The sequence below is a fragment of the Paenibacillus qinlingensis genome (assembly GCF_031455095.1).
GTDB lineage: Bacteria > Bacillota > Bacilli > Paenibacillales > NBRC-103111 > Paenibacillus_E > Paenibacillus_E qinlingensis_A.
Genome location: NZ_JAVDSB010000007.1, coordinates 95,715 through 112,756, shown reverse-complemented (window position 1 = coordinate 112,756; position 17,042 = coordinate 95,715). Strand labels below are relative to the sequence as shown.

The window sequence follows — 17,042 nt, the reverse complement described above, 5'->3', positions numbered from 1 at the left end:
GGGAGGAACCCGATGAATTCAGACTTTTTCCGTCAGAAAGTGGAAATTTCGTTAGAAGGCGTCGGTATGGTGTTCGGTAAAAAAGGGAGGCAGATCACGGCCCTTCAGAACATTACCTTTGATGTAGAGCAGCATGAATTCGTTACCTTATTAGGGCCATCCGGTTGTGGTAAATCTACATTACTTCGTCTTATGGCAGATCTCCTTCAGCCGTCTAGTGGTCAGATTACGGTACGAAAGGAACACCCCAAAGAGGTGCGGTTACGTCGTAAGTTCGGTATTATTTTTCGAACACCTAACTTATTTGAATGGCGAACCGTACGTGAGAATATCGAATTGCCACTTGAAGTTCTTGAACAGACGCGTCAGATGTATCGCGAACAAGTCGACCAGCTCCTCGACACCGTTGGCCTTGCCAAGTTTAAAGATTATTATCCCTGGCAGCTTAGTCTCGGTATGCAGATTCGAGTTGCTATGGCCCGTGCGTTATCCCTCGATCCTCCGATCCTATTCATGGATGAACCTTTCTCCACATTAGATGAATTTACGAAGGACAAATTACAGCTAGATGTCCTTGAAATGAAGAAGAAAATGAACAAAACCATCATTTTCGTTACTCGCAGCCTTACAGAGGCTGTATTCCTCTCAGATCGAATCATCGTTTTATCCGCAAATCCAGGTTGCGTACATGCGATTCACCAAGTTCCCTTAGGTAGTAATCGTACTTTGCAAACCCGAGAATCCCCCCTTTTTCAGGAATTAACCACAGTGATTCAAAAGTCTATTAACGAGGGAAATGAACCCTCAAACGATTAACTTTTAAACAAAGCGTCATGCATTCTACTAAATGAAAAATGATATCAAGAGCTAGGGATTACATCCTATTTGCAAACATAGAAATATAGTAAGAGAATCAGCCAACTGGAGGGGACTACGTATGAGTGCTCAAGGAGACGTTGATCCACAGGAAAAAGAGTCGCTGCTCGAGAAGGATCGTAAATATGTCTGGCATCATATGACGGCACATAATGAGAATCCGATGATCATCGCTTCCGGAGAAGGCAGCTGGGTAAAGGATATTGATGGTAACCGCTATCTGGATGGGATGTCAGGCTTATGGTGTGTGAATGTGGGGCACGGCAGGAGAGAGATCGCGGAAGCAGCTGCGGAGCAAATGATGAAACTCGCTTATGCAACGCTGGTACAATCCCACATTCCTGCTATTGAGTTGGCGGCGAAATTAAATGAGTGGCTTGATGGGGAGTATCGCATTTTTTATTCCAATTCAGGTTCGGATGCCAATGAAGTTGCTTTCAAAATTGCTCGTCAATATCATCATCAGAATGGCAAGCCTAGTAAACATAAGTTTATCTCGCGTCATCGTGCTTATCATGGGAATTCCATGGGCGCTTTGGGTGCAACGGGTCAAGCTCAGCGCAAATTGAAATACGAACCGCTCGGAGTTGGCTTCCAGCATGTGCCTCCGCCTTATTGTTATCGTTGTCCTTTTGGGCAGAAGAAAGAGAGCTGCAGCTTACAATGTGCCAAAGCGATCGAGGATGCCATCGTGTGGGAAGGCGCAGATTCTGTTGCCGGTGTCATTCTAGAGCCGGTCATTACAGGCGGAGGAATGATCGTTCCTTCTGATGATTATTTACCAATGGTTAGGGAAATTTGTGATAAGTACAATGTGCTGCTCATTGTAGATGAAGTGATATGCGGCTTTGGACGATCGGGCAAGCCGTTCGGCCATCAGAATTATAAGGTACGTCCAGATATCGTCACGATGGCCAAAGGTTTAACAAGTGCCTATTCACCGCTATCTGCAACGGCAGTATCCGTTGAATTATATGAATCTTTCAAAGAAAAAGAGGCAACAAGCCATTTCAGACACGTAAATACATTTGGTGGAAACCCCGTTTCATGTCAGGTAGCCTTGACGAATCTAGCGATTATTGAGAAGGAGGGACTTGTCAAACGTTCATCTGAGATTGGTAAAGCATTTCAAAATGGTTTAGAGCCTCTACAGCATCATCCTCATGTGGGGGAGATACGCATTTTCGGATCAGCAATGGGCATTGAGCTCGTGGAGGATCGTATATCCAAGATTCCCGCTTCGGTTGAACGGGTAACAAGTATGATCGTGGCTTGCAAAAGCAAAGGGTTGCTCGTCGGGAAAAATGGGGATACCGTACCTGGTTATGCCAACATTATTACGCTGAGTCCCCCGTTATCATCAACGGACGAAGATGTGACTTTTATAATCGAAACCTTACTTTCTGTATTCGGTGAAGTGATTGAGAAAGGGTGATCCGACTTGTCGACAATCTCACAATTTCGAATTAATGCAGAACGTCTCCAACAGCATATCAATGAACTTGCACTAATCGGCAAGATCGGTGAAACGGGCGTCTGCAGACTTGCCCTTTCGAAGGAAGATCGAGCAGGCATAGAGCTGGTGAAATCCTGGATGGAAGAAGCTGGGATGGAGGCTTATATCGATCCCTTTGCTAATCTTATCGGCGTTTGGCGCGGGAGTGATCCGCAAGCTCCTGTGCTCATGCTCGGTTCACATGTCGATTCGCAGCCCTATGGGGGAAGGTTCGACGGGGCAATTGGCGTCCTTGGCGCCATAGAAGCGGTGCAAACGATGGTCGAAGAAGGCATGAAACCTACGTGCAGTATTGAAGTGGTCGCTTTCTGTGATGAAGAGGGCTGTCGCTTCAACAAAGGGTTGTTCGGGGTCAGGGGAATGACGGGTAAACTGGAAGCCGATGAACTGGACCGAACGGATAAAAACGGCGTCTCCCGCCGTGAAGCTCTATTAGAATTCGGCTGTGATCCAGCGGATTTCGAGGGATATACGTTTCAAGAAGGCCGAATTGGGGCATTTCTTGAACTGCATATCGAACAAGGACCTGTGTTGGAGTCAATGAATGAGCCCATTGGTATCGTGACAGGGATCTCAGGACCCTTGTGGCTCACTGTGGAAATGATCGGATTCGCGGGTCATGCAGGTTCTGTGCCGATGTCGATGCGTCATGACGCGCTGCTTGGCAGTGCCAAAATTATCGTCGCTCTTAACGAACTCGTACGTCAGGAATCAGGTGCACCAACAGTAGGAACAGTCGGCTCCCTTACGGTGTTTCCGGATTCACGGAACATCATCCCAGAGAAGGTCAGCTTTACCATAGATTTACGCGACATCGATATCCATCGTCGTGATGCACTCGAAGTGGAACTTCGCAGCTGCATCAGGAACGTAGCCGATGAGCACGGTCTCACCTACACCATTCGAGAAGATACGAATAGCGAGCCTCGTTATTGTGCAACTTGGATCAAAGATACGCTTCATAAGGAAGCGGGTCTAATGGGGATGAAGCCGCCGGAGCTTATGAGCGGTCCTTTTCATGATTCGCTGGCGATGTCTTATGTGTGTGATTACGGCATGATTTTCGTACGGTGCCTCGAGGGCATTAGTCACAATCCTAAGGAATATGCTAGTCCTGAGGATATCACTTTAGGAACTGAGTTGTTGTACCGTACCGCTAGGCGTATTGCACTTGATCGAGGAGGTTTACAAGCATGAGTATCGTCAAAGTCGGTCTCATCCAAGCCTCCCACGACGTGCATGGCGATGCACCAATTGCCGAACATAAAGCGCGAGCCATACAGAAGCATCTAGGTTTGGTACGCCAAGCCGCATCCCAGGGAGCACAACTGATTTGCTTACAGGAGATATTCTATGGCCCGTATTTTTGCGCAGAGCAAACGACGAAATGGTATGATGCGGCCGAGGAGATTCCGAATGGGCCGACGACAAAGCTTTTTCGAGAGCTTGCACAAGAGCTTGGTGTTGTGATTATCCTTCCTATTTATGAGCGGGATGGCATTGCCTCTTATTACAATACGGCAGCTGTTATTGATGCTGACGGCGCGTATTTGGGCAAATATCGAAAGCATCATATTCCTCATGTTGGAGCAGGCACTGGATCCTGCGGCTTCTGGGAAAAGTATTATTTCAAGCCAGGCAATCTCGGTTATCCCGTCTTTGATACCGCTTATGCCAAGGTAGGCGTCTACATTTGTTATGATCGTCATTTCCCTGAAGGCGCTAGATCCCTTGGACTTGGCGGTGCGGAGATTGTGTTCAATCCATCAGCTACCGTTGCTGGCACGTCAGAGTACTTATGGAAGCTTGAGCAGCCCGCGCATGCTGTGGCCAATGGTTATTATGTTGCTGCCATAAACCGTGTGGGAACAGAAGCGCCTTGGAACATGGGAGAGTTCTACGGACAATCGTACTTGGTGGATCCGCGCGGGTCGTTCGTGTCAATCGGCAGTCGGGATCAAGATGAAGTGATTATCGGAGACCTAGACAAATCGCTGATTCGCGAGGTTCGTAATCTTTGGCAGTTTTACCGGGACCGCAGGCCAGAAACGTATGATCAAATCACGCAACTTTAAATGGGGAGGAGGAGCGAAGATGAGTTCGACATTTATTTCGCTAACGGATTTGAAGCGTAATTTTACCGAAGTGAAGGCGGGAATGAAGCCAAAAGAGGCGATCGAAGAATCCAACCGCTGCTTGTTCTGTTATGACGCTCCTTGCATAAACGCCTGTCCGACAGGCATTGATATTCCTTCTTTTATTAAAAAGATTGCCTCCGGCAATCTAAAAGGCTCAGCACGCACCATTATGGATGCCAATCCGGTAGGTGCTTCGTGTTCGAGGGTATGTCCCACCGAGGAATTATGTGAAGGGGCTTGTGTACTCAATCATTCGTCCAAGCCTATCTTGATTGGCCAATTACAGCGTTATGCGACGGATTGGGCAATTAACAATGAACAGATATTATTTCAAAAAGGCGCTAGTAATGGCAAATCGGTCGCCATCGTAGGAGGCGGACCTGCTGGACTCTCGGCAGCGCGTGAGCTAGCCCGCTTCGGCTTCAAGGTAACGGTGTTCGAAGCCAAGGAGCAAGCGGGTGGCTTGGATACTTACGGCATCGTGTCGTTCCGGCTTCCGCAGGAGATCTCACTTTGGGAGGTTGACCAAGTACGGCAGCTTGGCGTCGAGTTTCGAATGAACACGCGTGTAGGTGTAGAAGTGAGCGCTGCGGAGCTGCTGCATGATTATGACGCTGTCGTATTAGCAGTTGGCATGTCTAGCGTCCCTATGCTCGGAATTGCCGGTGAGCAACTGGCCGGAGTGTATGATGCCATTGACTTTGTAGAATCGACGAAAGTCACTCCAGATCTCGATGAGTCCTTTGTTGGGAAGCGAGTGGCCGTAATTGGTGCAGGGAATACGGCCATTGATGCCGCGACCTGCTCAGTCAGGCTAGGTGCGGAACATGTCCAAATCGTGTACAGACGAACACAAGCTGAAATGACTGCGTATGATTTTGAATACGAGTTCGCTAAACTCGATGGCGTTGCTTTTCAGTGGCTGACGGCTCCGAAACAGATCCTCGGGGATGAACAAGGCAACGTCGTTGGTATCGAATGTGTGCGGATGGCGCTTGTAGAGGGGGATGGCGGACGCAAACGTCCTGTCGCCATTGCGGACTCCGAATTCGTCATTGATGTGGATGCTGTGATCAAAGCGATTGGACAAACGAAGCATATTGCGCTCATCGAGCAGTTAGGACTCGCACATTCGCGGGGGACTGTAACGCTGGTTGATCCCTCTACAGGTTTAACGTCGAACCCCAAAGTGTTCGCAGCCGGGGATGTCATCTTCGGCGATGGACAGGGCGAAGCGATGGTTGTGTCGGCGGCTCAGCAAGGAAAGTTAACCGCCTATGCAATCTATAAGCAGCTCGTGAAGGGGCAAGAAGCGTCGGCTTGAATGAGTGGTTATTACAGGGTCACTACAGAATCAGGAGGGATTCAGCATGGCAGATTTACGAACGAATCTAGCTGGAATTGTGTCACCCAACCCTTTCTGGTTGGCATCGGCTCCTCCGACGAACACGGGGTATCAGGTTCAGCGGGCATTTGAGGCGGGCTGGGGAGGCGCGGTCTGGAAAACACTGGGAGATCCGATTATTAATACTTCCTCCCGCTTTGCTGCAGTTCATTTCAATGGGCAGCGTGTTGCGGGCTTTAACAATATCGAACTGATCACCGATCGTCCACTTGAGATCAATCTCAAGGAAATCTATGAAACGAAGAAACGGTTTCCCAATCATGCTCTGGTCGTCTCTTTGATGGTTGAGCCCAAACGAGAGAAGTGGCACGAGATCGTCAAGAAAGTCGAAGCTGTTGGGGTAGACGGACTTGAACTGAACTTCGGCTGTCCGCATGGGATGGCTGAACGGGGGATGGGCTCGGCATCTGGCCAGCAGCCAGACCTTGTCGAGGCGCAGACGATGTGGGCGAAGGAAGCCGCACAAACGCCTGTCATCGTGAAGCTGACGCCAAATATCACGGATATCACGAGCACCGCATTAGCGGCTGTTCGGGGAGGGGCGGATGCTATCTCCCTCATCAACACGATTAATTCGCTGGCTGGCGTCGATATAGACTCGTGGAACACCATTCCGCATGTTGGAGGTAAAGGCTCACACGGCGGCTACTGCGGTCCTGCTGTGAAGCCAATCGCACTTCACATGGTTGCGGATTGTGCTCGCAATCCAGGTGTAAACATCCCGATATCCGGCATAGGTGGCATTTCCACTTGGCGAGATGCCGTAGAATTCATGTTGATGGGTGCAACGGGGGTTCAGGTATGTACAGCCGCTATGCATCATGGCTTCCGGATTGTGGAAGATATGATTGATGGATTGAATAACTATTTGGATGACAAAGGTCTCGCCAGCGTAGCTGAGCTTATTGGAAAATCGGTGCCACGTTACTCCGATTGGGGTAATTTGGATTTGAATTATGCGGTCGTTGCCAAGATCGATACAGAAACATGTATTAACTGTAACAAGTGCCACATTGCGTGCGAGGATACGTCGCATCAATGTATTGAGAGACGTACGGACGATCAGGGGAAAGCCTATTTACAAGTGAGAGAAGAGGACTGTGTTGGCTGCAATTTGTGTGCGATAGTGTGTCCAGTAGATGGTGCGATTTCCATGGTTGAGGTCCCACACACTGAGGAGCCAATGACCTGGAACGAACGTCAGGTAACCGTCGCCAAGTTGTCAGAGGGTAAGGATACGGATAAGAAGGAGGCTGTGTAGCCATGGCCAAGCTCATTAAGAATGGAACTATTGTCACTTCGTCAGATCAGTATCAAGGGGATATCCTCATCGAGGACGGCATTATTACAGGAATTGGACTTCATCTGTCGCAAGAAGGTGCCGAAATTGTAGATGCCACAGGGAAATATGTATTTCCTGGCGGTATTGATCCTCATACACATCTGGATATGCCATTTGGGGGGACGGTCACAGCCGATGATTTTGAGACAGGAACGATGGCTGCGGCTTTCGGCGGCACGACGACGGTGATCGATTTTTGCCTGACGAATAAAGGGAAGCCCCTCAGTCAGTCTGTACAGACTTGGCATCAGAAGGCGAAAGGGAAAGCCGTCATTGATTATAGCTTTCATCTAATGATCGCCGAAATCAACGATGAGGTGCTTGCCGAACTGCCTTCCATGATTCATGACGAGGGGATTACATCCCTTAAGGTGTTTATGGCTTATAAGAACGTCTTCCAAGCGGATGATGGCACACTGTACCGGACTTTGCTGGAGGCGAAAAAGCATGGTGCTCTCGTCATGGTTCACGCAGAAAATGGCGATGTCATTGAGTATCTAATCAAGGAAGCGCTAGAAGCGGGACAGACCGACCCCATCTATCATGCCTTGACGCGGCCTTCTTTAATCGAAGGTGAAGCGACAGGGCGTGCAGCGAAGCTCACGGATTTAGCCAACTCGCAGCTCTATGTGGTTCATGTGACGTGTGAGGAAGCTGTACAGCAAATAACGGAGGCTCGCAATCGTGGTGTCGATATCTGGGGTGAAACGTGTCCGCAATATTTGATGCTTGACCAATCGTATCTAGAAAAGCCGGATTTCGAAGGTGCGAAATACGTGTGGTCGCCGCCACTTCGACCCAAGTTTCACCAAGACGTACTGTGGAATGCGCTAAAAACGGGCCAGTTGCAAACGGTGGGCTCGGATCAGTGTTCGTTTAATTTTAATGGTCAAAAAGATTTAGGTCTCGGGGACTTTAGTAAAATTCCCAACGGGGGGCCTTGCATTGAGGACCGTTTCTCGATTCTGTTCTCTGAAGGGGTAGGGAAAGGGCGTATTACGTTGAATCAGTTCGTGGACATCGTGTCTACGCGAAGTGCAAAGTTGTTTGGTTTGTTTCCGAAAAAGGGGTCGATTGCCGTTGGCGGGGATGCGGATATTGTGATATTTGATCCGAATGCGAAGCGCACGATTTCTGCCGAAACGCACCATATGAATGTGGATTATAATCCGTTTGAGGGAATTGAAATAACGGGAGAGCCGGTAACTGTTCTTTCACGTGGAGAGTTCGTTATTCGGGATAAACAGTTCGTGGGAGAGGCGGGGAATGGTCAATTCATCAAGAGGGGAACATATGTTTCATTTTCATCAGAAGTGAATGTAGGGAAGAAGGAAACGGTCCAAGGAGGTGCCCCCCATGTCTGAATTTGAGCAATTTCAAGCAGAAAAGCAAAAGTTGGATGGTTACGTTGCACAGAAATTCAAAATAGTCGGCGTGCTCGAAGATCTAGAAGGAGCATGGCTGGATCTCGAGCACCCCGGCGGGGAAACGGCGAGGCTTCATTTGAAGACGGCTAACGCTAGGAAGTATTACGTCAATGTGCTGTTGTCACAAGGGAAATCGAAAGCTTAATCGTAGGTAGATTGGATGGCTCCATTCAGATATTCATAGCCATGCAGAGCGAGCTCTAGAGCCATTCGTTTCTGCGGCTGCATGAAATCGTCTCCAAGAATGGCCGCGATTTTGTCCAGCCGATGATACAGCGTTTGCCTTACGATGAACAGTTCTTTCGCTGTTTCCTGTTTGGAGCCGGATAACGTTAGATACATGTGTAATGTTTTCAGAAGCTGACCATTTTTCTCGCGATCATACAAGAGTAGGCCACCTAGATATTCCTCGATAATCGACGTTAATTGACCAGATTGCTTCATCAGCAGAAGAATTTTATAAACGTGAAGTTCGTGATAGAAGGGCTTCGGGAGTATGCCAACATCCTTCTGGATCACCAACGTTTCTATCGCTGTGTCATAACTGACACGAAGTTGAAGCGGGTCATTGATTGACTTGCCGATACCGATAAGTGCAGGGAAAAGGTGCGTCTCTTGTGATTTCTGTAAGCGTTGAATCGTTCGGAGAATACGCTCATGACTAGCCCCTGAAGGCAATTGATCTAAGAGAATAAACACGATTCGCTGCTCATACACCGTCGGGAATAAATAGAAGCCTTCTCTTTCAAACAAGGAGCGGGCAAGCATTTGTTTTTGAAAAAGGAGCGTTTCTTGCGATTTGGAACCTTCGTTCCCTGTGGTTTTATCAAAGACACAAACGATGATCGGACCTAGCTTTACAGCAGGTTTGACGCTCATCACATAGTCGCGAATATCCGGCAGTGAATGCTTGCCACCTAACCAATCGGTCACCCAGAGATCCTGTTTGTAGCGTGTTTTCTCCTCGATATAGGTGGTACGCATCATTTCTTGTGCAATCGCAGTCGCGCAGCGATCTAAAGCGAGTATTTGGAACTCACTTAACTCCTGTTCGGCAAATAAAAGCAGGTCTGCGAACAAGTGTTCTAATGCGAGGATAGGACGATGCGCCAGCTTGTTTTTGATATCAAATAAGTGAAACAGTTCGCCAAATATCCATTTTTCATAAAAGGCAGCACCAGCTTCTTTAGGCAAAGAGGGTACGAACACAGCATCCGTATCGAAAGGGAAAAAAGCAACTTGCACCTGCGTTGTTTCTTGTAGCAATTGGAGGAGAGGCAGCAGTCCTTTGCCAGACAAAAGCAGCTGATTGAGTTTCGTGGAAAGAGATTCTAGATCAGAGACCATTTTGTGATGTTGATGAATGAAATGCGTATGTAAATCCTGTGTGATATCAATATAGCGAACTTCCTCGTGGAAAAAAATAAGTGGAAAATTAGCTTGCAAAGCTAGCTCTTTCATACTTTCAAGCGGCTGCTTCGTATACGTACCCAGCTCGATACAAAGACCTGAAGCACCGCTGTCAATTAACTGTTGCAAGAATGAAAGGCTCGTTTCCTCCTTATCATGCCAACCGATCCCCGTGCTCAGAATGAGTTCATTTCCGTTCAAAAGGTGACCCACTTGTGTAACTTCCATGATGTGAACCCAGCGAACTTTACGAGCTAAAGCTTCTTCCGTTGCGATCGCCTCGGCTTTACTAAAAAGAGGGCGCTGAAGAATATCTTGAACGGTTAACTGTAATAGGGTCTGTACCAAGCAAAATCACCACTTTCATGTTAGGAAAGATGACGTAATTGCAAATGTATAGGGAATGAATCTAATTATACAATGTGTCCAATGCGTTGTGGAGAAAATTTCTAACCTCAGGAGATGAACAAGATTGACGAACCTGCAAAATCTGATTCATGGTGCATGGGTTGATTCGATAATTGGTGAAATGAGTGATGTTCTTAATCCTGCTACGGGAAAAGTGATTGCACGTGTACCACTTTCGACTGCTGCAGACGTAGAGCAAGCTGTGAACGCTGCCCAAAATGCGTTTGAATCGTGGAGTAGAACACCTGTTCCTAAGCGAGCTCGCATATTGTTTCATTATTGGCAGCTTCTTCAAGCTAACGAGCATGAACTTGCTGAATTGATCACGAAGGAGAATGGGAAAAGCTACAAGGAAGCACTAGGTGAAGTGCTGCGCGGGATCGAATGTGTTGAATTTGCTGCTGGCGCCCCCTCGCACATGATGGGGTCAACACTGGCTAACATTTCAGCGGATATGGATTCTGAATTATTTCGAGTACCGCTAGGCGTTGTCGGAGGGATAACTCCGTTTAACTTCCCCATGATGGTACCGTGCTGGATGTTCCCGCTTGCGATTGCTTGTGGGAATACCTTTGTCCTTAAACCATCGGAACGAACACCGTTGACAGCGATGAAATTAGCAGCACTGATGCAAGAAGCAGGTCTTCCAAATGGTGTGCTGAATGTTGTTCATGGGGCACATGAGGTCGTGAATGCACTGACGACTTTGCCTGCGGTCAAAGCTGTTTCTTTCGTAGGTTCGCAGCCTGTAGCCAAGTATGTGTACGAACGGGCCTCGGCTGAAGGCAAGAGAGTGCAAGCTTTAGCAGGAGCTAAAAACTATCATATTGTCATGCCTGATGCACATCTGGAGAAAACGATTGAGAATATTGTTATGTCATCGTTCGGTTCGGCAGGTGAGCGGTGTATGGCGTGTTCTGCAGTCGTTGTTGTGGGACAGGGGGATGCCTTTGTCAATGGACTCCAAGTTGTTGCATCACAATTGGTGCTTGGTAATGGCATGGAGGAGCAAGTTTCACTGACTCCAATTATTCGAGAGGAACAGCGTACGCGAATCGCGGGCTACATCGAGAAGGGGATCGCAGAAGGTGCTAAGCTGCTGATCGATGGGAGAGGGGCTGAAGCGTGCGAAGGGGAGGGCTTTTTCCTCGGAGCAACGATTTTCGATCATGTGAAGCCTGAGATGACGATTGCGAAAGAGGAGATATTCGGGCCGGTGTTATCCCTATTCCGTGCGGAGAACTTGGATGACGCGTTAGCTTTAGTGAATCGATCGCGATTCGGGAACTCTGCGGTCATTTACACGGAGAATGCCAAGGCTATCCGCCAATTCCGTGAGGAGGTCGAAGCAGGCATGCTAGGCGTCAATGTTGGCGTCCCGGCGCCGATGGCCTTTTTCCCTTTCTCCGGCTGGAAGGATTCGTTCTATGGCGACTTGCATGCCAATGGCAAGGACGGCGTCGAATTTTATACGAAGAAAAAGATGATCACTTCAAGATTTTTTTGAGCTTTGAGGATTGGACCTGGGGGATACCTCAGGTTTTTTTTGTTATATTGAAAGAGTCCGTTGTCGGGAAGATGTCAATTTAGTATGATGGAGAGTACGTCAAGAGGAATACGGAGGACTCCATTACCATGAAAAATAATCGAAAAAAAAGCAACTCGATGGGGCAATATCGCGAGCTATTGGGACGCTATTTGTTTCCGCAGAAGGGGACACTGATCGGACTAACATTCCTGTTGTTCGCGTCCATTGGGTTGCAGCTGATTAATCCGCAAATTATCCGCTATTTTATTGATACGGCGCAGTCGCAAGGGGCGATGGAGCCACTTATTACAGCGGCGCTATTATTTATTGGCTTTGCACTCGTGCAGCAGCTGGTATCCGTGATTGCGACCTATTTCAGTGAGAATGTTGGTTGGAAAACAACGAATAAGCTGCGTGTCGATTTAGCTGCACATTGTCTATCGCTGGATATGTCTTTTCATAAAAGTCATACATCCGGCTCCCTAATTGAGCGCGTAGATGGCGATGTGAATGCGCTTGCGAATTTTTTCTCCAGCATGATCATTCATTTATTTGGGAATGTGCTGTTGATGGCAGGCATTCTAATTCTATTATTTCGCGAAAATTGGTTAATTGGCGTAGGGATGGCTATTTTCGTAGTCTGCGCAATCTATTTGATTCAATGGATTCGTCAGTTTGCTGTTCCTGTCTGGGCGGGGTGGCGTCAAGCGAATGCTGAGTTTTATGGATTTATCGGTGAACATTTGGAAGGTACGGAAGATATTCGCGCTAATGGTGCAGTACGCTTCGTAATGAATCGTTTCTATACGATGCTCCGCACGATGCTGCCGCTGCGCGTCAAAGCATTCCTTGGTTTTTGTGCGATGTGGAACATGTCGATTTTCGTGTTTGCATTAGGGAATGCCATGGCCTTTGGGATTAGCGCCTACCTATGGCATGGCAATCGTATTTCATTGGGTACGGTGTACCTCATTTTCTTCTATACCGAACTGCTTGCGAAACCGATCGAAAAGATTCGAACGCAAATGGAAGATTTGCAGAAAGCAGATGCAAGTATTTCCCGTATTCGTGAGCTTTTCGCGATAAAGTCCAAGATTCAAGATGGACCAGGGGCTGGGCTTCCGGAGGGGCCGCTGGGTGTGGATTTCAAAGATGTTGTGTTTAGTTATGACGAGGATCAACCGACGATAGATAACTTAACGATGACTTTAAAACCTGGCGAAGTACTAGGATTGCTAGGCCGCACAGGGAGCGGAAAGTCCACAATTGCAAGGCTATTGCTGCGCTTCTATGATCCGCAAAGCGGTGTGATTGCACTAAGTGGAACAGACATTCGTTCATGTAAACTAGCAGATCTACGGAAACGTGTCGCGCTTGTAACTCAGAATATTGAAATCATCCAAGGAACAATTCGCGATAATTTAACCTTTTATGATGCGTCGATTCGGGATGAACAGATTATTGCGGTACTGCATGAACTCGGCTTAGGTGCTTGGTATGAAGCGATGCCGGAAGGATTAGATACAGGGCTCGCTTCCGGAGGAAGCAGTTTATCTGCTGGAGAGGCGCAATTATTGGCATTTGCCCGAGTATTCCTAACGAATCCGGGACTGGTTATTATGGACGAAGCTTCCTCACGTCTGGATCCATTAACGGAGCAACGCATGGAGAAAGCTGTATCCAAATTATTGACGGAGCGCTCTTGCATCATGATTGCCCATCGACTTGCCACTGTACAGCGTGCGGATCACATCGTTATTTTGGACGGCGGACGTGTGCTGGAATCTGGTCGAAGAGAAGTGCTGGCCGCTAATCCGAATTCCCGCTTTAGCCAATTACTCGCGACAGGGTTAGAGGAGGTGTTGGCATGACGACGTTTCAATATTTAAAAGGGTTGATCATGTATCGACCTTTCCGGTATTTTATCAATGCGTTAGCATGGACAATTATTTACTTGGCACCTATTGCTCCTGGTCTCATAACAAAAGCCTTTTTTGATACGTTAACGGGAAATGCTACGTTGAAATTTGGCGTGTGGGGCTTGATCGCTTTGCTGATCGGGGCAGCCTTAGGGCGAATCTTATTAATTATTATTGGTTTCATAACGGATGTGCATTTCCGTTTTCGCATGGGGATGCTGCTTCGACGCAATTTGTTAGAGCATGTTCTAAAGCAACCTGGCGCACAAGCGATACCAGTTTCACCAGGGGAAGCAATTAGCCATTTCCGGGACGATGTGGACCAATCGGAGGAAGCGGCGAGCTGGTCGGTTGATGTTTTTGGAATGACTTGTTTCGCCCTCGTGTCCGGATACATATTGATTCGCATCGATGCTCAAATGACACTGCTTGTGTTTATGCCAATCGTAATCGTGATCACAGCCGCTCAATTGGCAACCGTTCGTTTGCAAAAATACCGCGCAGCCAGCCGCGAATCTACCTCCAAGGTAACCGGAGAAATCAGCGAAATGTTCGGTAATGTGCAGGCCATTCAAGTTGCTGGCGCCGAGAATCGCGTGATGGAGCGGTTCCGCAGCTTCGGTGATGCGCGTCGAAAAGCGATGCTGAAGGACCGCTTAATGAGCGAACTTCTCGATTCAGTCTTTTCTAACTCTGTGAATTTGGGTACAGGTTTACTGCTTCTGTTAGCAGGTACCAAAATGAGAGCAGGGACGTTCACTGTTGGTGATCTTGCATTATTTGTCTACTATTTGACCTTCGTGACACAGTTTATTACGAATGTCGGGAAGTTTATCACGTATTTTAAGCAAATGAGTGTTTCACTAGAACGCTTGACGTTCTTGCTGCAAGGTGCATCGGCAAAAGTGTTGACGATGGTAAAGCCGCTTTATTTGAAAAAAGAGCGGGTGGAAAAGGTTGATGTGAAGAGCCCAGACAGCGTCGTTGCGCCTCCGCTGCAGCACCTGGAAGTGAATGGTCTCAGCTACACCTACCCGGATACGGGTAGAGGGATCGCTGACATTCACTTCGCCATGCAAAGAGGATCGTTCACCGTTATTACGGGAACGATCGGCTCAGGCAAAACCACGCTGGTTCGTTCCCTCCTTGGGCTGCTGCCCAAGGAGAAAGGAACGATTGCGTGGAATGGCGTGCCCGTTGAAGATCCGGGCACCTTCTTTACACCGCCGCAGAGCGCCTATACCGCGCAGGTGCCGCGGTTATACAGCGATACGCTGCGCAATAATATTTTGCTCGGGCAAGCGGAGCAAGATGACAGCTTGCAGCAGGCTTTGAACGCGGCGGTGCTCGAGTACGACGTCGCGCAGCTGCCTGGCGGGCTGGACACGGTCATCGGCCCGCGCGGGGTGAAGCTCTCCGGCGGCCAAGCGCAGCGGACGGCCGCAGCTCGTATGCTCGTGCGGGACGCCGAGCTGTATGTCTTCGACGACCTGTCGAGCGCGCTCGACGTCGAGACGGAGCAGAAGCTCTGGGAGCGAATGTTCGAGCGTCGCAGTGATGCGACATGTCTCGTGGTATCGCACCGCAAAACCGCGTTGACGCGCGCCGATCACATCATCGTGATGAAGGACGGCCACATCGAAGCGGAAGGCACGTCGGAGGAACTGCTGCGCCACAGCTCCACATTCCGTGAGCTGTGGTACGGCGACGACCGTAAAGCGTAGTCAGGGACAAAGCTCCTGCACGCTGCATGACGATTAATAAAGGGAATTCGTGCTTCATCACGAATAGAAGAACACAATAGATTTGATTCTGTCGAAACTCATTCAGCAACATCATTTTCAACAACTAACCCATTAAACAAATTAAATCAATTAACTGTAAAAACTACAGTTAATCTTCCGGATTTCTTACAGAAAATTCAATTAACTGGATTTTCTGTAGTTAATTTCAATGATATGCGCTGAAAACGTTGAAATCCGTGAAAATAGCTACATATTTTCCAGTTAAGTTGTCCATTTGGGTGAAATCGGCGAAATTAACAACCTATTTTCCATCTATTCCTGTCCGAACCACCGAACGGAGGGGGAGGAAGCTCGCTCCAAAGTCACAATTGCCTCATCCAAACACCAAGAAACCCACCTAATGCTGCTAACAGAAGGTGGGTTTCCTTTTGGGTTTCCTATTGGCTTTCCGTTTGAGTTTTCACCTTCGTTTCCATTCACTGTATCTTACCTATCACTCAAGTAAAGGATGAACCCTTCGGATGATCAACACGCTCATTTTGGTTTTTGTATTAACGATGATTATTCATACGGCTGAGACGCTATCGTACTCGATTCGTTATGCAGGTGTTCGGGTGAACAAACTCGCGGTAGCGCTGTCGCTGGTCGGCATCGTCGTGCTCGTTTCGCGCACAGCGAATCTGATACAGGCGCCGATGACTGCGCATTTTGTTGATTTTGCGAAGCATGAGCCAACGTTTGATTTGGTCCGATATTTACGCATATCTCTGCTTGCTTCTTCTATCGGGACGGTCATCGCGATCGCGTTATTCCCGACTTTTATCTCCATCAGTGCTAGAGTTATTGCTCGGCTTGAACTCGCAGGATCGCTGCCGAAAATGCTCACCAATGTCACGATCACACAACTCAAGAACACGACCAAATATATCAAAAAACCCAAGGTAAAGCTCAGTCAGTTCCGGTATCTTGGCATCTCTAAAAGGTTTCTGTTCATTAATATCATTGTGACAGCTTTCTACTCAGTAGGAGTTCTTGCCTCGCTTTATGCGGCTCATTTATGGCCAGATCACGCGACGACTGCCTCACAAGCTTCGGGACTAATTAACGGGATTGCTACTATTTTGTTAACCATCTTTATTGATCCTCAGTTGGGTCTAATTACGGACAAGGCATTGCACGACGAAACCCAACGGAGTCAGTTAGGCAAAATCTACGCATTACTCATGACGACACGCTTCTTAGGGACGTTGCTTGCACAGGTTTTTCTAGTGCCGTCGGCGTATTTTATCGGCTGGATTGTGCAGTTCTTTTTCTAATCGATGTGAAAT

13 protein-coding genes are annotated in these 17,042 nt (G+C 48.1%); 12 read left to right on the top strand and 1 reads right to left on the bottom strand.

Features of this window, described 5'->3' with window-relative positions:
- The first annotated feature begins 12 nt into the window (after positions 1-12).
- The 8 genes from J2736_RS19235 (at position 13) to J2736_RS19200 (ending at position 8,849) form a co-directional block, all read left to right on the top strand.
- Entirely contained in the window at positions 13-816 is an 804-nt protein-coding gene (locus tag J2736_RS19235; RefSeq protein ID WP_310500217.1) for an ABC transporter ATP-binding protein, read from the top strand.
- Between the two features lie 121 nt (positions 817-937).
- Positions 938-2,311 (top strand): aspartate aminotransferase family protein, encoded by a 1,374-nt coding sequence (locus J2736_RS19230; RefSeq protein WP_310500216.1) that lies wholly within the window; start codon positions 938-940, stop codon positions 2,309-2,311.
- 6 nt (positions 2,312-2,317) lie between these two features.
- Complete coding sequence (locus J2736_RS19225; protein WP_310500215.1) at positions 2,318-3,589, top strand: M20 family metallo-hydrolase; 1,272 nt, start codon at positions 2,318-2,320, stop codon at positions 3,587-3,589.
- Positions 3,586-4,467 (top strand): nitrilase-related carbon-nitrogen hydrolase, encoded by an 882-nt coding sequence (locus J2736_RS19220; protein WP_310500214.1) that lies wholly within the window; start codon positions 3,586-3,588, stop codon positions 4,465-4,467. Before J2736_RS19225 ends, J2736_RS19220 begins: the two co-directional genes overlap by 4 nt.
- A gap of 19 nt (positions 4,468-4,486) precedes the next feature.
- On the top strand, positions 4,487-5,854 hold the full coding sequence (locus J2736_RS19215) for an NAD(P)-dependent oxidoreductase (protein WP_310500213.1): 1,368 nt from the start codon (positions 4,487-4,489) through the stop codon (positions 5,852-5,854).
- 46 nt (positions 5,855-5,900) lie between these two features.
- The gene (gene preA, locus J2736_RS19210; protein ID WP_310500212.1) at positions 5,901-7,196 is read left to right on the top strand and encodes an NAD-dependent dihydropyrimidine dehydrogenase subunit PreA; all 1,296 of its coding nucleotides are present in this window, start codon (positions 5,901-5,903) and stop codon (positions 7,194-7,196) included.
- A 2-nt stretch (positions 7,197-7,198) separates the two neighbouring features.
- Entirely contained in the window at positions 7,199-8,641 is a 1,443-nt protein-coding gene (gene hydA / locus J2736_RS19205) for a dihydropyrimidinase (RefSeq protein ID WP_310500211.1), read from the top strand.
- Positions 8,634-8,849 carry a hypothetical protein gene (locus J2736_RS19200; RefSeq protein WP_310500210.1) on the top strand — a complete coding sequence of 72 codons (216 nt, stop codon included), beginning with the start codon at positions 8,634-8,636 and terminating at the stop codon, positions 8,847-8,849. The genes hydA and J2736_RS19200 overlap by 8 nt, the downstream gene beginning before the upstream one ends.
- Here the strand turns inward: J2736_RS19200 and J2736_RS19195 are convergent.
- Entirely contained in the window at positions 8,846-10,462 is a 1,617-nt protein-coding gene (locus J2736_RS19195; RefSeq protein ID WP_310500209.1) for a PucR family transcriptional regulator, read from the bottom strand. The genes J2736_RS19200 and J2736_RS19195 overlap by 4 nt on opposite strands.
- A 124-nt stretch (positions 10,463-10,586) precedes the next feature.
- On the opposite strand from J2736_RS19195, the gene J2736_RS19190 reads away from it, so the two are divergent.
- From J2736_RS19190 to J2736_RS19175, 4 genes are all read left to right on the top strand, one after another.
- Positions 10,587-12,029, top strand: a complete 1,443-nt coding sequence (locus J2736_RS19190; RefSeq protein WP_397341088.1) for a CoA-acylating methylmalonate-semialdehyde dehydrogenase — start codon at positions 10,587-10,589, stop codon at positions 12,027-12,029.
- Between the two features lie 128 nt (positions 12,030-12,157).
- Positions 12,158-13,921 (top strand): ABC transporter ATP-binding protein, encoded by a 1,764-nt coding sequence (locus tag J2736_RS19185; RefSeq protein ID WP_310500208.1) that lies wholly within the window; start codon positions 12,158-12,160, stop codon positions 13,919-13,921.
- Positions 13,918-15,693: an ABC transporter ATP-binding protein gene (locus J2736_RS19180; RefSeq protein WP_310500207.1), complete on the top strand. Its 1,776-nt coding sequence runs from the start codon at positions 13,918-13,920 to the stop codon at positions 15,691-15,693. Before J2736_RS19185 ends, J2736_RS19180 begins: the two co-directional genes overlap by 4 nt.
- 542 nt (positions 15,694-16,235) lie before the next feature.
- The gene (locus tag J2736_RS19175; RefSeq protein ID WP_310500206.1) at positions 16,236-17,030 is read left to right on the top strand and encodes a lipid II flippase Amj family protein; all 795 of its coding nucleotides are present in this window, start codon (positions 16,236-16,238) and stop codon (positions 17,028-17,030) included.
- Positions 17,031-17,042: the final 12 nt, after the last annotated feature.